We start from the raw sequence: 22,100 nt of genomic DNA, 5'->3' as shown, positions 1-22,100 counted from the left end.
CTTTTTTTATTGCTGCTGTCCTAGAATCACTTTCTTTCCATATATCTTGTATTTTATTTTTCCGGTTAATGCCACCTTATCCAACACCTCTTCAAGAGTTTTACTCCGCTCCACGTAAATATAATAACGATCGGTCTTTAAATTTTCCGCTTCATACTCGATCTCCATATCATACCAACGGGAAAGTTCGTTCATCATTTCCTCCAGGGTTACATCCTTAAACACAAATTCCCCGTTTTTCCATGCAAGCACCGACACCAGATCCGCTTCCCGCACGGTCAAGGTATTATCCTTCATCTCACATAGCTGACCGGGATTCAATACCAGTGAATCCGTGCCCACCGCCACGCTCACACGTCCCGTAACCAATGTCGTCGAAACATCATTTCCCCGGTAAGCCTTCACGTTGAATTCCGTCCCAAGTACTTTTACTGTTACCACTTCCGCCTCTACCAGAAAAGGACAACTCTCGTCACGGGCAACTTGAAAATATGCCTCACCGTGCAAGTACACCCTACGTTCATTTGTTTGAAATTCATCGGGGAAACGGATACTGGACTCAGAATTTAATATTACCCGCGTTCCATCAGCCAGTGTCAATTGATATTCCGCACCCCGGGGAACGATAACCTCACTATAAGCCAACTCTTTCTGGTCGGACTCCGTTGCCTGCTTTTGTCCCAATTGCTTTAATCCTTTGTCCTTCACCTCGAAACCCGGCACATCAAGAACAACATTCTTCCCCGCTTCCACGACATGAGTTGTCCCATCGGACAATACCAACCGGACTCCTTCCGTTTTAGCGACCTTAGTCACCGGCGGCACATCAGAAGTCACATCATTCATCAACAAACGAACGCCAAAGACAACTCCGACAAAAACAGCCGCTCCAGCAATCCATCCCGCCACACGGCGAGGCAGATGACGATGCTTCCGTGTCCGTTGCCATACTTTATGCCAAGCCTGCTCCATTTCCTCCCGGGACGGATCATCCACACTCGCACCTTTCTGATAGAAAGTAGCGGCATCCTCATAAAATCGCTCCCGCCGCTCATCCTCCTCTTTCCATGCCGTCACCTCCAGCTTTTCTTGCTCGGAGGCTTCGTCAAGAGCCATTCGTTTTATTTTCTTCCACTCGATTTCCATGATTTATCATTTGCTTTACATGTATAAGACGACTCTCGTTGAAACCGGGGGACAAAATTTATCCACTTTTTTCATTATAACATCATTACAAAACACAGATCATTCTCATCAAGGAGGAAAGATTCGTCAGCAAAAGAGAAGAACCAACAGTTTATAAGGCACGGATTCACGCAAATATTTGTACGCCCGTTTAATATAAGTATGGACAGATTCCTCCGAGATATTCAACTCTTGTGCGATTTCCCTGTAATTCATCTTTTTGAACACCTTCAATTCCAACACGTTCCTCTGTTGTTCCGGCAATCCTTGCATACATTGTCTTACCTGTTCCAATAACTCCTGATTGTCCTCGTACTCCACTGTACCGGAAAAAATTAAAGCTTCAGTCAATTTTTCTTTGTTAGAATCAATCACTCGCAGATGTTTTATATAATCAAGACAACCATGCTTCACGGATGAATAGAGATAACTTTTCAAACGGGTATCCGTGGGCAATGAAGATGCGGCAGACCACAGGGACACGAAGGTATCCTGCACCATATCCTCGGCTAAATTTTTGCTCATCAAATAAGCATAAGCCAACCGGTAGAGGCTAGGATAATATGTTTTAAAGATTACCTCGAAAACCTCGTGCGATTGATTTCTCAACCCATTAACCAAGTATTCATTCATGTCACCTATTTCACGCACAATATGCTTACTAAAGATGGGTCAAATGTAAATAAAATATTGATTTTTCATCTATTCTTGGATTACTTTTAACAAATAAGCAAGTACACCCCTTCATCTTTAAATCTATAAATTTTCCGTTGAAATACGGATAATCATTTAGTATATAGATAAAGAAAACTCATTATAAACTCGCTTCCCATTGAATCTGAATCGAATTTATATCGAATCTATTTTGAATTTATAGGCTTATATCACCGGGAGCCTCTTTCGGCAACGTGAACCAAAAGGTGGAACCTTCGCCTTCCACCGAGACCACACCAATCTCTCCTCCCAATCTTGTCACGATACTTTCACAGATAGAAAGCCCAAGTCCCGTACCCTGTTGAAAAGGATTCAATTTAACGAAACGTCCGAATACCTCTCTCGTCTTATCGGCAGGAATGCCACATCCCGTGTCTGTGACAAAGAAATAGATTTTCCCATCTTCCCGTTCCCTGTAACCGAAATGGATATATCCCTCGCAAGTGAATTTTATAGCATTGGTAATCAAATTATTCATCACCTGCATCAACCTATTGGCATCCGAGTAGATCACGCACTCGGGCATACGCTCGACGAACCCGATAGATATATCATCATTTTTCAATCGCAATCGGGCGGTTTGCCCCACCTCAGTCAACAACAAATTAAGGTTCACCCTAGAATAGATGAACTCAAACACACCCGCCTCAATCTTTGACAAATCGAGTATATCCCCGATAAGCTGCAATAACAAGGTATTGTTATTCTCTATGATCTGGACATATTCTCTTTTTTCATCCTCGTCTACCGTATCCGCCAACACGCTGGAGAATCCCACGATGGCATTCAACGGGGTTCGGATCTCGTGGCTCATGTTTGCCAGGAAAGCAGACTTCAAATGATTGGATATTTCAGCCTGCTCTTTCGCTTTCACAAGATCTTCTTCCAATTTTTTCCGGTCATTGATAATCAAAGAACCACCCACGAACATCGCCGGTCGACCGGCTTCATCCCGCTCTCCCACGATGACAAAACTTTCGAACCAAAAATAAACCGGATCTTCGATGGAAAAACAAGCCCTGTATTCTTCTTTCACCACGGCAACACGTCCCTCCAACAAATCATCATACGATTTTCGGATTCGTTCCCGGTCATCCGGGTGAACCCGCAAATAACCATTTTCCTCCGATATGACCTTCTGGTCAAAATTTTCGCCCAACGCCTTATCTTGAACATAAGTAATACTATATTCTACCGCATGTTTCCGGAGATCCCATGTCCAGGGGATCAAGCCAGTTGCATTCAACACCAAATCATACTTCCGGTTCAATCTTTCCAGTAATAGTTGATGCTCTCGAGAATCCAGCGAAGCCAAATATTCTTCCGTCCGGTCGATGAAAAATACATCCCACACGTCTTCCTCCGTGCAGGGAAATGTCAGCTTGTCGAAATATCGTATTTTCTTATCCTCTCCCGGTAAGACAAAAGAAGTCAAACGCCCGGATTCTTTATCCAGCATATAATCCAATAACTGATTATCCATATCAGCTTCCGAGAAACGCTTACCCACCACTTGTTCCCGTCTCGTCTTGAACACTTCCTCGAAAGTAGCATTCACGTCACGGAACATAAAATCAACCATACGCCCCTTCTCATCCTGCAACAATTGTTTCCTCACGTAAATGACGGGCATATTATCCACAAGCCGACGATATTGCGAGAGCAACTGGTACTCGCGAGTCTTTTGTTGTTGCCGTTGCAGCAAAAGATGAAAACGCATCAAGATCAAAGCTCCTAATATAATAATCACCGCGATAATAATCACGAAATAAATCTTATAACGCTGGAAAAAATCCGGGGGCATCTGGTAATACACGGCATCTTTAGGGAACAGCGCCGCATCCACGCCATGATGCTCCAAATGATGATAATTCAAATAAACCCGGGGATACCCGCCATTCTGTTCCGGAATATCACGGGCTGCCCTTGCCATCGAGAATTTTCTGAATAGTAGCGATCAAAGATTTTCCAAAATCCGAAGAAGAAATAAAATATCCTCCCGCAAAATTACCCGTGTCCATATCCATCTCGGACAACGTGAAAACAGGCGATTTCGAAAAACCATATATTATTCTCTGGATATTATCCCCCAAATAACTATTCTCACCTTGCTTACGTCCCAAAAACCAAGAGTAGTAAATAACACCCGCACGATTGTCATAAAGCATCAAGGAATTCAACAAGCTTTCCGTCGTGAGGTCAAGCGAACAAAGCTGATCCAATTGCAAAGAAGGAAAGTTTTCTTGCATTACTTGTATTACTTCTTGGCGAATCATCGTGCTAATATATCTCCCGTCCGAAATGAACACCACCTTATTCAAGCCTGGCAATAACTTCTGCATCAACTCAATATTCTCTTTCACATAAGAAGGCTGTTTCAATATCGTCAAATTATACGGGCGAATCATTTCTTCCGTGGGCACAAACTCCACTCCTTTCCCCAAATTACCGGCAAGCAAATCCTCCAACCGGGCTGGCATCGAGTCCCTTGAATAACAAACAATCGTAGGTATATCCTTCCACTCCTCATCAAATAACGCACGACATAACAACCATCCGGGATCCCCGATAAATACAACGACCTTCGGGGGTGTCGGGTATTTCTGTAACAAGCCCTCTCTTTTTACAGCAGCTTCCTCCAACGTCTTTACCATCGGCACCAACAACTCTTCCGCCAGTACATCGACTTCCTTCGAAGAAAAATTAGACAAGATTTCCTGGTAAAGATTATTCGTCCACGCCTCATCGAAATTTACCGAATTCAAAATCAGGATATAATCTTTCTCTCGTGTATTTTCCGCGAATCCGACAATACACCATAACATAAAGACAAACCATACCGATACTTTCCTCTTCATAAACAAATAATCCTACACGAAACTTCAAAGCTACGAAATAATCATTTACTTGTACCCAAATCAAATAAACTTTTTGAGTTTTTTTATTCTTTTCCCACCACTTAAAAATAAAAAGGAAATCCCTCTTGACTTGATGTAGTAAAGAGAGATTTCCCTATCTCAAACATTCCCGCTCTTATATTCCCTTCAATCCCTCTAAAATCTTTTCAAATTCAGGATGAGAAGGTTTCGGTAATTTCAAATTTAACACACGACCTTTCTTGTCCAACAATATCAACCGAGGGATAGCACCTACCCGAAAAGCAATCATGGATGACTCATCACCCCCGATCCACCATTGATACCCGCTCATCTTTCCCCACGCCAACTCATTCCGCCACCGTTGTACCTCAGTATCACAGGAAAGGCTCACGAACTCGATTTTCTTATCCTTATACTTCTCGGCTAATCCCTTCAAAGTAGGATATTCCTGTTTGCAGGGATAACACCACGACGCCCACACATCAATCACCACGTATTTTCCCTTGAACTGCTTCAAGGTCACTTCCCGGTTCGCGGTATCCCGGAAAACAAACTCGGGGACACGATCGCCCGCCTTCAATTCTGCCGTATCTCGTAATAGCACGGGTGTCGCCCTCATTTGCGTCCAACCCGCGAACGGGCACACCATCAAGAAAAATAACAACCATTTCTTCATAATCAAAAAACATTTTACCATAAATACGCTATGAATCAAATACCTTCTCCACCCCTTACAAAGGAGCAGAAAAGGTATGAAGCACGCACTAATTCACCAAAATATATCACAAACCATCCAACCCTTCCAGCACCTCCAATGTTTCCGAAGCCGAGGGACGTGACATATTAGCATCAACAAATTGACCTTCCCGATCAATCAACAAGAAGCGAGGGACACCATTACAACTAATTTCCTGCATATAATGCTTATCCTCTCCCATATGTAACTGGATTCCGCCCAACTTTCGCTCCCTCACGAATCTTTCCCACGTAGCCCGGTCTTTATCACAGGAAATACTCACGAAATAAATATTCCGTCCCTCCAAACGCTTTTCCAACTTCTTCAATGCTGGAAGTTCAGCATTACAGGGTCCACACCACGTAGCCCACAAGTCAACATACACGTATTTTCCTTTCAAGTCCGACAGGCTCACCTCTTTGCCATCTATATCTTTAAATGTAAACGGTACGGCGAGCTGCCCTTTCATTAATTTTCTATTCCTGTTGTATAAATCATCATAAACAGCCACGTGATCAGATTGATGCACCCACTGCCGGAATATAGAATCCATCTCCGCGGAACTCACCGCTCCCATCGCTTTCACGTAATCCATGACATTTCTATTGACAAGGTACTCCACCAACCGTCCATCCTCGTAATTCTTCGTCGCACGTCCCAACACGTTCATTACCACATCATAAAAATCTCCTGCCAGTTCATCAATCTTAGCCAACGCTGTCAATACCCGGTTGATCGACTCCCGGTACTCCGGGATTTTCCACGAGGTAGAATCTTCCGCAGCCGCCTCTAACAACTCGGCGTAAGTATCTTCCGGCAAGTTCATTTTTCCGTCCTTCACCTCCCCGTAAACAACGGCAGAAGCCAAATGATTGTTCCTAAAATACCTGATACGTTTCTTTTCTCTCTCCTTAAATGCCCGAGGCAAAGCGACTTCCCGCAGAGAATCCTCCCGCTCGGCAATCGCCTCCTGCAACTTCGCTCTGAATTGCTCATTCGGGATACGGTAATAATCGATAAAAAAGATTTGATGAAGAAATCGTTTATTCAAATAACGATTAATATCCGCACCTTTTCCCTCGAAATGCCATTCGTTCCATTTGAATCTCGCAGTCCAAGGTTTCCCCTCTTCCAACCAAACCGTGTATGGCAAATCCCCCACCCACAGGCGAGCGTACTCCCCTCCTTTCAAGGGAAGCCGAAAAGCCCCCACGCGTAACGAATCCTTTTGTACAAAATCCAAAGACATTCGCCCGTCTACCGTTTCTAGTTCCACTTTTCTTGCATCATCCGACGGGAACAATAACTCGAAAGTAGTTTCAGCATTCCTGTTACAAGCCCCAAGCAAAAGCGTCAAAGCAAATACAACCAGAATATTTTTCATTCCACCTATCATAACTCTACAATTCAAGTTACATTCTCTCGAGCATTCCGGTTCTGAAATTCCGCAAGGAAGCCTTAAGTTTCGAGTATTCCACCTGCTCTTCCATCTGTTGAGTCAACACCAACAGTTCTTTTTTCTGAACCTCATTCCACTTTTCTTTCAAATCCAAAATTGGCATGAAATACAAGTAAGCTATTTTTTCATCCGACAATTTCGGGAATATCTTTTTATACAGATCTAAAGTCTGATTTGTATTTGCAGTCTTAACTGCCTTGATCAATTCTATATAGTTATACAAATAATCTTGCCCGACCAATTGGTAAGAATCCAACATCTGTTTGATTTTCTCAACATCTTCCAGGGTCGCTTTCCTATTGCGTCCGCGAAGAATATCCTCCAATTGAATCTCGAACAAAGAGGCTAATTTCCGGTCTACTTTTTCTACACCCATTTTCTGACGAAACTGATCGATATGTTTCAATAAATAATTCACGTTACCGGAACCTATCGGGGATAAATCTATATTTTCATAAATAAACCAATAAGGTTCCATACATTTCTCTTCATCAGACAATGAAGCAATTACTTCTTGAGCCACATTTTTCGCCTTATCCCAATCGCAGGAAACAAGTAAAGCTTTAATATATCTTACAAGGAAATTCATATCCCGGTTCCCTGCCGCATATTCCTTTTCCAAGTTAGAAGCAGAATTTTCGTCAAATCCGGCTTCAATCTTTTTGATAAACTCCTCTCCGGTTACAGAAGCCCCGACTACCCGATGCAATAAACTCCCATCCGCCGTCAATACCAAAAAAGTGGGATAAGCTGACACCTGATATTTGCGAGCCATATTCAAGCCCTCGCCTTTTTCCATATCAACCTTAATACAAACAAACTTTTTGTTCATGTACTCTCCGACCTCCTTCAACGGCAATACTTTCTCTGACATCATCCGGCAAGGTCCACACCACACCGTATAACAATCCACGAAAACATATTTATCCTCAGCCTTCGCCTTTTCTAACGCCTTTTCTAATGTCAACTCTTGAAAATTCGTTTGTGCGAACATAGACGCCATCGCAAACATACAAACAAACAACAACACGAACTTTTTCATACAATTAATTTTTTGAAATTACGAACATATAATTTTCATGACCGACAAAATTGCCGGTCATGAAGAATATAAACATCAATTAAAATTACCAACTGACTTGAGTGAATTGCACGTAAGCATGAGTTCGTGCAGAGTTGCCTGCCGTGAGGTCTGAATTTACACCTAAAAGCTTAAAATCTTCTGATTCCACAAGTTTAAATTTCACGGCAAACGACTTGTATTGTCCCGCTATAGCTTGGTCATAAGTGACAATAATGGGGATTTCGGACTCCAATGAGTTAGCGGGTATTACCAGGTGTTTCTCCATTTCGGGGTCATCAAAAGCCACGTAATTTACCCCCGCAACAGCATCCTCCTTATAACTGATATCACAAGAATATGGTTCAATCTTTATCTTGCGGTCTACGTTTTTGGCTAAACCGGCAACGAGCACCTTGAAATAAAAAGTATCTCTTTTTTGTGTAGAACTGACAGTAAGAGGACTGCTATTATAAAACATATATACAGTATCAGGAGTTGTCATCGTGCCATAAATACTTTGGTTATAAGGCATATAAATATAATCATTGCCCAACGAATACACGCCGACTTCTTCCTTTGTACAAGCACCCAAAATCAATCCTATCGTCAATATAATAAACAATTTTTTCATAATTACCTAGTTTAATGATTAATTTCTAATATTCACTCGGGGGCAATGGCAATACATACTGTTCTTCCTCACAATCCAAAGATTCCGCACTTTGCCAAAGCATCCGTTTCACTGCAAAACGTTTATAAGTAAAGAAATTTTGTCCTTCAGCAATAAATTCCCGAAGATATTCCCATTTCACTATTTCGGACCGGGTTTCTTCCGTCATGGGTGTATACGTGAGATTTCGAGCCGTACAGAATTCCTCGTAAGCCTGATTAGCCTCGTCCAATGTTGCCAATTCCATCATGATAAAATACATTTCAGGCAACCGTACAATGGGCATATTCTTTACAGCAGAAGAACTTGGATACATTTCACTATACTTGGTTGTGATACGAACACTTTGCCTCATCTGATTGTAAGTCCAACTCCACTGATTTTTGAAACGCAAGTCACTTGTATTTCCCCCAAATAAATCATTTACGAAGGTATAATAGTTCATATTATAACATGTGATAGTAGAGGTTCCCGGATTAAAACCTGACCGTTGATAATCGAAATTATTTTGGTTCACCCCGCACAAATGCTCCGTGTAAAAAAGTTTATTCCCAACATTACCTTCGCTCGCTAAAGTAAACTTAGATGTCCCATCTTCATTTTTCGCATCCTTTACCATCCTCGCATAACGTAATGCCCCTTCTTTATCATTCATCCACAAACGGGCACGGGCTTGTAAACCCAATACCCCGTAATAGTTAAAATGGCTCCTCCGGTCAGTCCAATCTCCGGTATATTCAGAACTGCCATCCATCGAATACTTTATAACGGGATCTGATTCTAATAGAAGCTGTTCAGCCTCGTCCAAATCAGCAAATAAAAGTTTCATGTACTGCTCGAAAGTATAATACTGGTATCTTTTTATCGAGTTTTCAATTACATAAGGCAAATACTCTTTGCCTGCATCAATTTTTGAAGGCATAGGTCCCCACACGCGTATTAAATCTAAATGTAAAGAAGCTCGCATAGCTAATGCCTCTCCTTTCAACATGTTATAATACTCTTTACTCAACTTGTCTTTATTTTTATCACAACCTTCAATTAAAGGATTCAAGGTATTGATAATTTTATAAATACCCATAAAAGTTCCATCCAGTAATTTTCCGAATGTTTCATTGTCGATATTATACACGTGGTCAGCCAAAGAGGCATTTATACCCGTGCTTGTCCAAGTACATGCCAAACTTTCAACAAATCCACCTCCACCCAAAATACCATCGGGTTTATAAACATTGGCGGCTGCTAATATATAAGCCCCGTCCAAAACTTGAAGACATCCTTTCTCTGATTCGAACAAATTATCTGCAACAAGCGCTGTTTCAGGCACAACCGTAAGCCAATCGTTACATGCACTGCATCCAAGTGCTAATGTTGTACATAACATATAAATTCCTTTTCTTATCATGATATTCCCGGATTAGAATGAAACTGAAAGTGAAAAATTCGGGTTACGAGAGAATGGATAACTCGTTCCTCTTTCCCGTTTAATGGTTGAAATATAGAATATATCCGACAAGTTAGCTGTCAACGATAATCCTTTTACTCGCAACTTCTTACAAACTTCATTTGAAAAAGTGTAGGAAGCATTAATATTAGTACACTGGAAGATATTATCTTTCTGTACGAAAGCATCACACACGTTCGTGGTGGCATCTTCTCCAGTGGCAATTAATTTCTTGTAAGGTACGATATCGCCAGGTTTTTGCCATGTATCCGACAATACGCGTCTATCCTGATTCAGAATTAAGAAAGCATTTTCTGTTTTATTAGCTAATGTACCATTAAATTGTTTTGCACCCCAACGCACGGCGAAACCGACGGTCAACATGAAACCTTTCCAAGAAAGATTCGTTGAAATATTACTGTTTACCTTAGGCAAACGATTTCCCAAGTAAACCATATCTTCGCCACGTTGTCTGAAAGTTACTTCTCCATCTTTCGTCAAGAACAATCGTTTACCCGTTGCAGGGTCTACACCTACGGTGCGCAATCCGTAAATGGCGTCCATTGAATATCCCTCACGATAACGGTAGTATGCTTCTGCCGAGTACATACTCGTATTTGATTGTTTTAAATATTCTTTGTAACCATCTGATATTTTTTTGATTATATTTTTCGTGTGACTGAAAGATGCGATTACATTCCATGTAAATCCTCTATTGCTATTACGGAACAAATTCATGGTCATCCGAAGATCCCATCCCTTATTTTGGATAGTTCCTGAATTTGCCTTGGCAGTGTTAAATCCATGTGAAATAGGAATAAACATTTCAGCAACCGTATTTTTCGTCTGCTTATCATAATAAGAGAACTCGAATTCTAACCGGTCATTCCATGTATGCAATTCCACACCCAGATTCATCTGGTAAGTGTTTTGCCATTTCAGGGTTGTGTTCCCAAATTTATCCAGATAAGCCCCAAAATGAGATAAATAAGTAGCAGACTGATCCAATTTATAAACGGCCATAGCATCCTCCGGGCTAAATCCCATATTTCCGGAAACTCCGTAAGATGCTTTTACTTTCAACCATTGGATGAAAGGAATATGTTCAATAAAGAATTTTTCGTTACTAACCGTCCATCCTGCACCCACGGACCAGAATGAAGCCCAACGGCTCTCGCTACCAAACGAAGATGAACCATTCATGCTAAAATTTACATCAAAAAAATAACGCATATCATAGTAATAGTTCAATCCGGAAATCAATGCTATACGACGACTTGTTGCTTCACTTCCCGTGGGACGAGTTTCCGCTCCGTAGCCCATAGCCATAGACGGGAAGTCAATATTGTCACCGGAAAAACCTGTTGCTGCCCACGAAATTCTCTCTTCTTTTTGTTCTTCCATTTCTCCGGATGCGTTCACCGTCAACATGTGCTTCTCGTTGAACGTTTTGGCGTAATTCACACCCAATCGTGCATTCCATTGATTGCTCTCTGTTTCCGTTCGATTAAAACGTCCTTTTTGGTCAAGGTCTTTTCCCGCAAATTGTTTGTGTGAAGGAGGAGTAAAGTTATCACTTATATTAAACTTCCGAGATAATCCCAACAATCCGGACAAATAAAAACTCTCTGTGATATTATAACGTACTTGAGTGGACGTGCGAATATTCGTGTATCTCGTTTTATTCCAATTTCCGATATACTTATTGTAGGCGGGATTTTCTTTCGGATAACCGGAAGTGGAGAGAGGATGCGTGTAAGTCTCGTTGAGTTTTCCCTCTTCATCATACGGAGTCCAATATGGATTCATGCCAGCATAGTCAGAAAATGTTCCATAAGGGCTGTTTGCATTGTTATTCGTACCGATACTCAAATTCTCGGAAACCATGAGTTTTTTTGCTTGATAAGTTATCCCTAACGAACCGTTAAAATTAGAACGATCAGAACCTTTCATAACTCCGACGGTTTTGTCATACGATAAGTTAGCACTGAAACGCCATGCTTCGCTTCCACCCATGATATTCAAATTATGGGTCTGTCCCACACCTGTTCTTACAGGAAGAGAGAGCCAATCGTAATCCAAACCGTTGTCAACTTTTTCTTTCAGTCTTTGGTATTCCTCTTGCCAAAGTTCGTCATCCCAAGTTCCTAAACGGTATTCCAAATCCAATTTTTCCCGGGCATTCAGCAAATCATAAGTTGTCAAATCAGGAATTTCCAATTTAACTTGCCCGCGATAAGTCAATTGCAAAGCTCCTGCTTTTGGTACAAGCGTAGTGATAACCACAACTCCATTCGCACCTCGAGCTCCATACAACGAAGTCGCACTGGCATCCTTCAAAATCGTAATATTTTCAATATCTTCATTATTCAAGTCTTGAACTCGTTCCAAAGAAACCTCAAAGCCATCCAAAATAAATAAAGGCAAATTCAATTCTGCACGTGTTGCTAATTGTAAATCCTGTACGTTTGCAAAAGTTGAAGCTCCCCGTAATTGGATTTCCGGCAAGGCATTCGGATTAGAACCCGCTTTATTATCCTGCACGATATGGAAACTGGGATCCAAATTAGATATTGTCTGTAATAGATTCCTAGAAAAGTTTTGTTTAATATCTTCCTTTGAAATACTCGTCACCGCTCCCGTGAAACTCTCCTTCGGTTTATTAAAAATACCCGTGATAACAACCTCATCCACTTTTTGCACATCCTCCTTCATCACGATAATCAACGGCTTCATATCACTTTTCACTTGTACCTTCTGCTGTTGGAAACCCACGAAAGAAAATATCAACTCTAGACTATCCCGCTTCGGCAAATCGAAATCAAATTCACCTTTGGCATTTGAAACAAATCCCAGCGTTGTACCTTTCACTCGAATCGTCACTCCCGGCAGGATTTCCCCTTTCTCGTCTTTCACGATACCTTTCACGGTAATCTTTTTTAAGGTATCGGCAGCCACAACAGAAGTCCGTTGAATAATAATCGTGTGATTCACTAACTTATAGGTCAGATTTGTCCCTTTCAAACAAGCATTCAACACCTCTTTAATATCCACATCCTCGTAATGCAGATTCAGATGTTGCACGCCCTCCACGTGTCGATCCTCGTACAGGAACGTGTAATCCGTACTCTTTTCCAATAACCGGATAACAGACTCGAACGAAGCGTTCTCCACTTGCAGAGTCACCTTCGCCTCCTGACTATACACTCCGGCAGTCACTTGCATCGCCGATACCAATAATAACAGCATCACAAACTTCATAACTAACCATGTTTTTAACCACCTTCTTTTCGAAAGAAGATCCAAAATCCTAATTTTTTTCATACATTTGTACATTAGAGTAAAACAAATACCGGTTCATCCGGTAACGAGAGACGGGATAGTGCCAATATTCCGTCTTTCATTTTTTCAATTCATTTTTTGGTTATATATATCACATTGTCCTCAATATTAAATTTCACACTTCCTGTCACTTCCAACATCTCCACCAGCTTATTGAACCCGTCATAACGCCGCACGTTCCCGGAAAAACTGATCTCACGACACCAATCATCCACAAACACCACTTTCACGTCATACCACCTCTCCACGATGTTCATAATATCTTCCAAACGTTGTTTCCGAAACACGAAATTTCCGTCTTTCCAGGCCGTGTAAGGATACACGTCCACTTTTCCCTTACTAATTCCTTCCCCACAAATCACACCTTGATCTCCCGGAGTAAGCTCCACACTCTTTCCCTGTTTGGTGGTCAATAACACTTTACCCGACACCAGTGTCGTCAATTGCTGTTTCTCCTCCTTGTACGAGCGAGCATTAAACTGTGTGCCCAACACCTTGATCTCTCCTTCTTCCATCTCTACCACGAAAGGCATTCCCTCGTTTTTCTCTACCTCGAAATAAGCCTCTCCCGAGAGATAAACCCGTCGTTCCTCTCCCATGAATTTCACGGGATAACGCAATTGGGAAGCGGAATTCACGTAAACAACCGTACCATCCTGCAATTTCACTTTAAACTCTCCTCCTCTCGGGACTTTCAACGTATTATACGCCAACACCTCATTCTCCATACTCTTTCCCTGATAAGAAATACCCTCTCCGTCTTTCAAAATATCCACGCCATTCTCGTTTGTCAACGAATCTTGTAAATTTCCTCCCAAAAACAATCTCTCTCCCCCGGCTAATTCCAATTCTGCTTTTATCTCTCCCGGTTTTATTTCCACCACGTTCTCCACTTTCGCGACAACCGTTTTCTCCTTTTTCCCCAAAAAATGGAACGCCAATCCCACGCATAACAGCGGCAACATAATCCCTGCCGCATATCTCACGACTTTCACCATCGGGAACAATCGCCTTCCACCTGTCGCCTTATTCACCCGTTCCCAAGCAGCACGTTTATTTAATTTCCTAACCAACCCTCTCCGGCTGGAACGATCCTCCCCCGCACGCAACCGCTCGTACGCCTTCCGATTCTCCTCGCTCTCCCTGATCCAATTCTCCAAGCGCACTTTCTCCTCCGGGGTAATCTTCCCTTGCAGGTCACTCGTTATTAACCGGGGAATATCTTCTATATAATCGTCCAATTCTTTCATCTATTTTTATTTTTACATACCTATTACAACTCACACCCTCTCCGGGGTGAAAAGAAAAATAAAAAAAGTATGATTTTTTTTTATTGATTCAAGAAAACGACCAGCATACTTATACCCGCGATATTCTGTTTCAAGCGTTTATAAGCAATCTTTTTTTGTGTCTTTACCGTATTTTCCGACACACCCAGCAATCGTGCGATCTCTTCATTATCCTTTCCCTGCATAGCCAACACGAAAATCTCCCTACATTTGGGAGGCAACTCTTGTTCCGTCTGAGCCAAGATACGTTCCGTTTCTTCCTCGATCACGTAATTAATAAAACAAACTTGCGAATCCAATTCATTCACCATTCCGGCGGCATATTCATTTTTAATCCGCTCGTGTTTCAAATAATTTAAAGCATTATTCCGGCAAACCTGGTAAAGGAAAGACTTTAAATGAACCGTCGACGCAATACTTTCCCGGTTATTCCACAATGAAATAAAAGCCTCCTGCACGCAATCTTCACACACGGCTATATCTTCCACGAAACGATGAGTAAATAAACACAAGCTATCATAGAAAACATCAAAGATCTTCTGGTACACCTTCCGGTCACCAGACACTAACCCTTGTATTTCTATTGAAGCTTCTGACTTCATTCACACACCATTTAATTCATAACTCGAATATGGCAAAGGTAATAAAAAAACAAAAAGGACGATCTAAAAGTAAATAGACCATCCCTTTTTCATATATCATAACCCAAAATTATTTTCTTTCTCACGTCTTATTATCCGTGAGAAAAAGGTATAAAGCACGCACCAATTTTTATTTCTTTTTCATTTGATCCAACATAGAAATTCCCACGTTGGCAAAACTAGTCAATGAATGTTTCAATTGCGACATCTGCACCTGATCCGCCAATTGCTTTGTCAAAACCACCAACTCCTTTTTTTGATTCTTATCCCACTTATCCCCAAGCGTCGTGATCGGGTTAAAATATAAATAAGAAATCTTCTCATCTGACAATTTAGGATATATCTCTTGGCATAAGCGCAAAGTTTCATCCGTATTCTCTGTCATCATCGCTTTTATCAAGGCTATATACCCGTTCAAATGCTCCTGTCCCGTCAAGTGGTAAGATGCCAACAACTTCTCGGCATCCTCCACGTCAGCAAGAGTCGCATTACGATTCCGCCCGCGGAGAATATCTTCCAATTGCATTTCAAACAATCCCGCCACAGCGGCATCCACTTTCTCAACTCCCACGCCTTGCCGAAATTTCTCCACGTGCTTCAACAAATACACCATATTACCGGATCCCACGGGCGACAACTCTCTATTCTCGTAAATAAACCAATAAGGTTCCGAGCATTTCTCCTCGTCATCCAGCGAAACCAACACCTCCTGGGCTATCGTTTTAGCCTTTTCCACGTCACGAGCCTGAAGCAAAGCCTCGATATACATCATCAGGAAATCCATATTCCGGTTTCCGGCTATATACTTTGCATCCAAATTACTAGCAGAATTTTCATTAAGTCCCTCTTCCACCTTTTTCACGAACTCCTCCCCGGTACGGGTCCCCCCGATCACCCGGTGCAACAGACTCCCGTCCGTCTTCAACACCAGAAATGTCGGGTAAGACGTCACCCGAAACTTCTTCGCGATATCCCGTCCCTCGCCCTTCTCCATGTCAAACTTCACGCTCACGAACCGTTCGTTCATAAACTCACCCACATCCTTCAACGGCAAAATCTTCTCCGCCATCATCTTGCACGGTCCGCACCATGAAGTATAACAATCCACGAAAACATATTTATTTTCTGCCTTCGCCTTCTCCAAAGCCTTTTCCAACGTCAAATCCTGAAAATTCGTCTGCGCGAACACGGACACCACCACGAACATACAGGTGAACACCAATACTAACTTTTTCATATTCTAATCCCTTATTATTTGTAAACGACATCCCGTCAAGATATGTTGAACTTAAATAATAATTTGAAATTCAACACACCCTGACAAGATTCCAATAATCCTTTAATTAATTATTTTGTTGGCTAATAGTCACACGACCACGATACGGTGTCGTGTAATGCGCTTTCGTTGCAAGGCGAAAATCTTCCGACTCAACAAGCCGGAAATTCAATACCCTACTAAAATATTGTCCCGCTGAATTTGGGTCAAAAAGAACAATAATCGGGATATTCACCTCAACGGAATCCGCGGGTAAAACCATTAAATCTTTCACCCTAGGATCATCAAAAGCCACATAATTCACACCCGGCTCGGCATCCACGGCAGCATTTCCCTCTATCGTGTACTGTTCAAATTTTATAGGACGGTCTTCCCTGGAAACATTCCCTATCACTTTCACCCTGATATACGTTGTATCTATCCGTTTCGCGGACCAGGTATAAGTTTCGTTGCCAACAGATTTATTAAGGGTTATAATAGTATCCTGTGCATACAAACGTGTCCCCGCTTTTGTAAAAGATATATAGTTATCACCCCTATAAAACCCGGGCTTTTCCTCGGTACAGGCTATCACGAACAGACCTGCAAATAATACGATCAACAATGTTTTCATATCTTACTAACTTAAAACGACGTTAATTTTTCAATTCTTTTTCAGGTAATGGTAATACATATTGAGCCTCACCGCACTCGCTAAGTCCGTTCCAGTACATATTCGTTACTCCCAAACGCTTATATGTATAAAAATTCTGACCTTCTCCCATGAACTCCCTGATATATTCCAATTCAATTTTAGCCAAGCGGTCGCTCTCTGTCAAAGGCACGTATGTCATACCCCGTGCCTCACAATACTCTTCATAAACCACATTAGCTTCAGACAAAGAACCGTGCTCCATAATATTCAAATATATCTCAGACAAACGCATAATTGGAAAATTCATCATGGAAGAAGTTGTTGACGGATAAAAACCACGCCACTTCCTTAAAACATTCGCATTCATCCCCATCAATGTCCTTTCCCACGTCCACAGGAATCGATATCGTAGATCCCGTGAATTACCGCCAAATACTTGTTGGATAAACATGGAATAATTCATCGTGTAGAAAAAAACACTCGCCCGACCGCTAATCCACCCACCCAGATTATAATCATAGTTTTCCACGTTCACACCACACAAATGTTCACTATAAAAACTTCCGTCCGTCCAAGAATTAAGACCGTTTTCTTGCATAGGGAAATCATCTTCTTCATTCGCCAACCTGAATTTAGGAGATCCGTCTTCGTTCTCGGCTTCCTTAACCATACGGGCGTATTTCAACGCATTCTCGGTATCCCCCATCCATAAACGGGCCCGAGCCTGCAAGCCAAGAACACCATAGTAATTCAAGTGGCTTTTGCGACGGGGCCAAGTAGAATACGTGTCCTCCGTTCCATCCGGAGTTATCGTAATAATCGGATCAGAATTCCTCAACAACCTCTCTGCCTCGTTCAAATCTGCCAAAAGCAACTCCATATATCTTTCAAAAGTGATATATGTATAATATGCCGTACCATTTACCGTTACATAAGGCAAATATTCTTTCGAAGCGTCTATTTTAGAGGGCATTGGTCCCCAAAGGCGTATTAAATCCAAATGAGCACACGCCCTAATAGCCAAAGCCTCACCTTTCACCATGTTGTAGACGGTTGAATCCAATTGAAACCGGTTCTTATCCATTCCTTCCAACAATGGATTCAAATTCGAAACCACCTTATAAAGGGACATAAAGCAAGAATTAAGTTTAGACTTCACGGTCTCGCTTTGGTCATAAACATGATCTGCCAAATCATAAGCATCCGATCCTGATGTCACAGTCCACGTACACGCCAAGGATTCGACCAAGTCCGCCCCTCCCATATATCCCCCGGGAGTGTATAATTCATCTCTCAATATCAAGTAGACCCCGTTCAAAGCCTGTTGCACCCCTTCATTCGTCGTGAACAAATTCTCGGCAACAATTGTAGATTCAGGCTGAACCGTCAACCAATCATTACAGGCACTACAGCCTAACAGTAAAGCTATCCCTAATGTATATATTTTCCTTTTCATTTTTCTCGATTTTAAATTTAGAACGTGCAAGAAATAGAGAAATTCGGATTTCTCGAGAACGGATATGACGTACCTCTCTCCCGCTCTATCGTCGACAAATAAAATACATCTGCCAATTGAGCCGATACAGATAAAGACTGCATACCTAAATAACGCTTCACAAGCTCCCGAGGGAAATTATATCCGATGTTAAGGTTCGTACAACTAAACACGTTATCTTTATGTACAAACACGTCACATGGAAAAGTATAAGCATTACTTCTCTCCGACTGATCAACAATATATCCCTTGTACATTGCCCTATCACCCGGTTTTTGCCAAGCTTGGGTTAATACCCGACGGTCTACATTATATAACAACTCAAGATTCTCGCCCTTGGACAACAACGTGAAATTCTCCTGCTTACCACCCCATTTCACGCCAAAACCGACATTCAGATAGATCCCGTTCCAACTAAAAGACATATTGACATTCCCGTTTATTTTCGGTTGACGGTCACCCAAATACACCATATCATCCGAGGACTGATTAAATGTTGCCTCTCCGTCCTTGTTTACATACACACGCTGTCCTGTCGCGGGATTCACTCCTAATGAACGCAGCCCATAAATAGCATCCATAGAATGTCCTTCAATATAACGATAATATTGACTTGCCCCACTCATCGTTTTCACTTGATATTTTATCGTTTCTTTTAACCCTTCCGAAAGTTCCACGATTGTATTAATCTGTCTCGCAAATCTCCCCGTAACGCTCCAATTTATCTTTCGCGCATTATCACGAAGCAAATAAAGCGATACATTCAATTCATATCCTTCATTACGTATTTTCCCGATATTCCCGGAAATAGTTTCAAAACCATGTGATATAGGTAATAAAACATCCGAAACGGTATTATCCGTCAACTTATTATAGTAATTAAACGTGAAGCTCAAACGTTCTGAAAATAAACCGAGATCAATTCCCACGTTATGTTGATATGTATTTTGCCATTTCAAATCCGGATTGCCAAAAGCCGACATTTTCACGCCCAGACCGGACAAATACGTTTGATTTACATCTACCGAATACACGGTCATCGACTTTTCCGGGGAAAATCCCATATTTCCAGACACTCCGTATGAATAACGGAATTTCAAATTATTCAACCACCCGGAAAGCCCCCTCATGAAATCCTCATTCGTAACCGTCCAACCTGCGCCAATTGAATAGAACGGAGCCCAACGACTCTCTTCCCCGAAAGAAGAAGAACCATCCATGCGGCAAGACAAATCAACAAAATAACGCATATTATAGTAATAATTCACGGAACCGATAAAACTCAATCGCCGGGCGACCTCTTTATTCCCCGAGGTCCCCCAGTTAGCAGGATAACCTAACGACGTTGATAAATGATCGATATCATCATTTATAAAACCGGTTGCAGCCCAATTCACCTCTTCTCTCACATTCTCACTCATCTCTCCATTCAAATTCACCGTCAACATATGCTTATCCAGAAATGTCTTCGTGTAATCCACCCCTCCTTGAACCTGCCATTTATTCTCGACTCCTTCCCTACGGTCATAGCGTCCTTTATGCTTCATGTCTTCACCGGCATACGACTCATGGGAAGGCACCTTAAATGTATCGGCATTCTTTATATTACGACTCAATCCTAAAGAAATCCTCGCCCTAAAAGATTCGGTAAATTGATACCGTATCATAAAATTGTTACTGACATTCGTGTATTTCGTTTTATTCCAACACCCCAAACTTTGGTCATACATCGGATTCCGAATCCCGTCCTGCCTTAACGGGTGATAATACATGTATACAGACTTCCCTTCATCATCATAAGGATTCCAATAAGGATTCATCTGCACATAATTTGAAAATGCCCCGTAAGGACTATTTTCAGAATTGTTTGTCCCGACAGATAACATTTCACTAACATACCATTTATCGTGCGTATAATCCACTTTTAACGAACCGTTAAAATTCTTTCTATCAGAACCTTTCATGACACCCGTCACTACATTATAAGCCAAATTCGCCATGATACGCCACTCGTCATTTCCTCCCATAAAATTCAACGTATGCTGTTGTCCCACTCCCGTGCGGGTCGGCACTTTCTTCCAATCAAAATTTTCACCGCCATCTACCGCTACCTTCAACGCCTGATAAGCATCTTGAAGATAATCTTCATCCCAAACACCACTTGCACGTTCCAACTCCAACTTTTCTCTCGCATTCGTCAAATTATAAGTGGTTAAATCTGGTATTTCGACTTTCACTTCGCCCCGATAAGTAACCGTCAATTTCCCCGCTTTCGGGCGTATCGTCGTGATGACAACCACCCCATTCGCCCCGCGAGAACCATAAAGAGATGTTGCACTGGCGTCTTTCAACACGGTTATATTCTCAACCTCCTCCACGTTCAAGTCCATCATCCGTTCCAAAGAAATCTCGAAACCATCCAAAATGAATAGAGGAGTATTCAACTCGGCCCTAGATGTAGATTGCAAATCGCTAATATCAGACAACGTCGAAGCTCCGCGTAATTGAATCTCCGGCAAGGCATTCGGGTTCGACCCCTCCGCATTGTTTTGTATAATTCGCAGGGCAGGATCCAGATTTGATAAAGTTTGTAACAAATTCCTGGAAAATTTCGCTCGCAACTCTTCTTTTGACACCGCTGTCACCGCACCCGTGAAACTCTCCTTCGGCTTATTGAAAATACCCGTCACAACCACTTCATCCACCGTCTGCATATCCTCTTCCAGCACCACGGTCAACGGTTTCATCCCGTCTTTCACGCGTATATTCAGCCGCTTAAATCCCACGAAGGAGAATATCAATTCCAGGCTATCTCGTTTCGGCAAATCAAAATCAAATTCACCCCTGACATTCGTCACGAACCCCAACGTTGTCCCTTTCACACGAATAGTCACACCCGGCAATATTTCCCCGTTTTTATCTTTCACGATACCTTTCACCGTAATCTTGGCTATCGAATCCGTGCTTGCCGCAAGTACTGGCTGAATCACGATCGTGTTATCCACCAAACGATAAGTCAACCCCGAACCCTTCAGGCAAGCATCCAGAATCACCTTGATATCGGTTTCCGTGTACTTCAAATTCAAATTTTTGATCTGAGCCACCTGATGGTCACGATACAAAAACGTAAAATTCGTGGAATTTTCCAGTACATTCACGACATCACTAAAAGAAGCATTCTTCAAGCTAACCGTCACTTTAACCTCTTGGCTATACACCTTTGCCGACAAATGCAGCGTCGACACGAACAACAATAAAACTAAAAATTTCATG

Annotated in this window: 16 protein-coding genes; all 16 read right to left on the bottom strand. The window is 41.9% G+C overall.

The window, feature by feature from the left end:
* Window positions 1–6: 6 nt before the first annotated feature.
* Window positions 7–1,146 carry a FecR family protein gene (locus BN8899_RS09875; protein ID WP_065219277.1) on the bottom strand — a complete coding sequence of 380 codons (1,140 nt, stop codon included), beginning with the start codon at window positions 1,144–1,146 and terminating at the stop codon, window positions 7–9.
* Window positions 1,147–1,272: 126 nt separating this feature from the next.
* A complete protein-coding gene (locus BN8899_RS09870) occupies window positions 1,273–1,836 on the bottom strand; it encodes an RNA polymerase sigma factor (protein WP_231932320.1) in 564 nt (187 codons plus the stop codon).
* Between the two features lie 220 nt (window positions 1,837–2,056).
* Window positions 2,057–3,832 carry a PAS domain-containing sensor histidine kinase gene (locus tag BN8899_RS09865; RefSeq protein WP_231932319.1) on the bottom strand — a complete coding sequence of 592 codons (1,776 nt, stop codon included), beginning with the start codon at window positions 3,830–3,832 and terminating at the stop codon, window positions 2,057–2,059.
* Complete coding sequence (locus BN8899_RS21130; RefSeq protein ID WP_231932318.1) at window positions 3,813–4,757, bottom strand: hypothetical protein; 945 nt, start codon at window positions 4,755–4,757, stop codon at window positions 3,813–3,815. The genes BN8899_RS09865 and BN8899_RS21130 overlap by 20 nt, the downstream gene beginning before the upstream one ends.
* Window positions 4,758–4,932: 175 nt before the next feature.
* On the bottom strand, window positions 4,933–5,454 hold the full coding sequence (locus BN8899_RS09860; protein WP_065219276.1) for a TlpA family protein disulfide reductase: 522 nt from the start codon (window positions 5,452–5,454) through the stop codon (window positions 4,933–4,935).
* A gap of 106 nt (window positions 5,455–5,560) precedes the next feature.
* Window positions 5,561–6,898 (bottom strand): TlpA family protein disulfide reductase, encoded by a 1,338-nt coding sequence (locus tag BN8899_RS20725; protein WP_065219275.1) that lies wholly within the window; start codon window positions 6,896–6,898, stop codon window positions 5,561–5,563.
* Between the two features lie 28 nt (window positions 6,899–6,926).
* Window positions 6,927–8,015 (bottom strand): thioredoxin family protein, encoded by a 1,089-nt coding sequence (locus BN8899_RS09850; RefSeq protein WP_065219274.1) that lies wholly within the window; start codon window positions 8,013–8,015, stop codon window positions 6,927–6,929.
* An 85-nt stretch (window positions 8,016–8,100) separates the two neighbouring features.
* On the bottom strand, window positions 8,101–8,667 hold the full coding sequence (locus BN8899_RS09845; protein ID WP_065219273.1) for a DUF4843 domain-containing protein: 567 nt from the start codon (window positions 8,665–8,667) through the stop codon (window positions 8,101–8,103).
* Between the two features lie 25 nt (window positions 8,668–8,692).
* Complete coding sequence (locus BN8899_RS09840) at window positions 8,693–10,111, bottom strand: RagB/SusD family nutrient uptake outer membrane protein (protein ID WP_040371550.1); 1,419 nt, start codon at window positions 10,109–10,111, stop codon at window positions 8,693–8,695.
* 12 nt (window positions 10,112–10,123) lie between these two features.
* On the bottom strand, window positions 10,124–13,411 hold the full coding sequence (locus BN8899_RS09835) for a SusC/RagA family TonB-linked outer membrane protein (protein ID WP_065219272.1): 3,288 nt from the start codon (window positions 13,409–13,411) through the stop codon (window positions 10,124–10,126).
* 152 nt (window positions 13,412–13,563) lie between these two features.
* Window positions 13,564–14,742 (bottom strand): FecR domain-containing protein, encoded by a 1,179-nt coding sequence (locus BN8899_RS09830; protein WP_018337704.1) that lies wholly within the window; start codon window positions 14,740–14,742, stop codon window positions 13,564–13,566.
* 80 nt (window positions 14,743–14,822) lie between these two features.
* A complete protein-coding gene (locus BN8899_RS09825; RefSeq protein WP_018337705.1) occupies window positions 14,823–15,383 on the bottom strand; it encodes an RNA polymerase sigma-70 factor in 561 nt (186 codons plus the stop codon).
* Between the two features lie 169 nt (window positions 15,384–15,552).
* A complete protein-coding gene (locus BN8899_RS09820; protein ID WP_148375361.1) occupies window positions 15,553–16,659 on the bottom strand; it encodes a thioredoxin family protein in 1,107 nt (368 codons plus the stop codon).
* 106 nt (window positions 16,660–16,765) lie between these two features.
* The gene (locus BN8899_RS09815; protein WP_018337707.1) at window positions 16,766–17,311 is read right to left on the bottom strand and encodes a DUF4843 domain-containing protein; all 546 of its coding nucleotides are present in this window, start codon (window positions 17,309–17,311) and stop codon (window positions 16,766–16,768) included.
* A 22-nt stretch (window positions 17,312–17,333) separates the two neighbouring features.
* Window positions 17,334–18,788: a RagB/SusD family nutrient uptake outer membrane protein gene (locus BN8899_RS09810; RefSeq protein ID WP_065219271.1), complete on the bottom strand. Its 1,455-nt coding sequence runs from the start codon at window positions 18,786–18,788 to the stop codon at window positions 17,334–17,336.
* Window positions 18,789–18,805: 17 nt separating this feature from the next.
* Window positions 18,806–22,099, bottom strand: coding sequence for a SusC/RagA family TonB-linked outer membrane protein (locus BN8899_RS09805; RefSeq protein ID WP_148375359.1), 3,294 nt, complete (start codon window positions 22,097–22,099; stop codon window positions 18,806–18,808).
* Window position 22,100 lies beyond the last annotated feature (1 nt).

The organism is Butyricimonas sp. Marseille-P2440 (assembly GCF_900091675.1).
Lineage (GTDB): Bacteria > Bacteroidota > Bacteroidia > Bacteroidales > Marinifilaceae > Butyricimonas > Butyricimonas synergistica.
The sequence above is the reverse complement of the archived record's forward strand: the minus strand, read 5'-3'. Positions and strand labels throughout refer to the sequence as shown.

Excerpts from the sequence above, each read along its gene's own strand:
- BN8899_RS09875 (WP_065219277.1), bottom strand. The coding sequence starts at position 1,146 with ATGGAAATCGAGTGGAAGAAAATAAAACGAATGGCTCTTGACGAAGCC.
- BN8899_RS09865 (WP_231932319.1), bottom strand. The coding sequence starts at position 3,832 with ATGGCAAGGGCAGCCCGTGATATTCCGGAACAGAATGGCGGGTATCCC.
- BN8899_RS21130 (WP_231932318.1), bottom strand. The coding sequence starts at position 4,757 with ATGAAGAGGAAAGTATCGGTATGGTTTGTCTTTATGTTATGGTGTATT.
- BN8899_RS09860 (WP_065219276.1), bottom strand. The coding sequence starts at position 5,454 with ATGAAGAAATGGTTGTTATTTTTCTTGATGGTGTGCCCGTTCGCGGGT.
- BN8899_RS20725 (WP_065219275.1), bottom strand. The coding sequence starts at position 6,898 with ATGAAAAATATTCTGGTTGTATTTGCTTTGACGCTTTTGCTTGGGGCT.
- BN8899_RS09850 (WP_065219274.1), bottom strand. The coding sequence starts at position 8,015 with ATGAAAAAGTTCGTGTTGTTGTTTGTTTGTATGTTTGCGATGGCGTCT.
- BN8899_RS09845 (WP_065219273.1), bottom strand. The coding sequence starts at position 8,667 with ATGAAAAAATTGTTTATTATATTGACGATAGGATTGATTTTGGGTGCT.
- BN8899_RS09840 (WP_040371550.1), bottom strand. The coding sequence starts at position 10,111 with ATGATAAGAAAAGGAATTTATATGTTATGTACAACATTAGCACTTGGA.
- BN8899_RS09835 (WP_065219272.1), bottom strand. The coding sequence starts at position 13,411 with ATGAAGTTTGTGATGCTGTTATTATTGGTATCGGCGATGCAAGTGACT.
- BN8899_RS09830 (WP_018337704.1), bottom strand. The coding sequence starts at position 14,742 with ATGAAAGAATTGGACGATTATATAGAAGATATTCCCCGGTTAATAACG.
- BN8899_RS09825 (WP_018337705.1), bottom strand. The coding sequence starts at position 15,383 with ATGAAGTCAGAAGCTTCAATAGAAATACAAGGGTTAGTGTCTGGTGAC.
- BN8899_RS09820 (WP_148375361.1), bottom strand. The coding sequence starts at position 16,659 with ATGAAAAAGTTAGTATTGGTGTTCACCTGTATGTTCGTGGTGGTGTCC.
- BN8899_RS09815 (WP_018337707.1), bottom strand. The coding sequence starts at position 17,311 with ATGAAAACATTGTTGATCGTATTATTTGCAGGTCTGTTCGTGATAGCC.
- BN8899_RS09810 (WP_065219271.1), bottom strand. The coding sequence starts at position 18,788 with ATGAAAAGGAAAATATATACATTAGGGATAGCTTTACTGTTAGGCTGT.
- BN8899_RS09805 (WP_148375359.1), bottom strand. The coding sequence starts at position 22,099 with ATGAAATTTTTAGTTTTATTGTTGTTCGTGTCGACGCTGCATTTGTCG.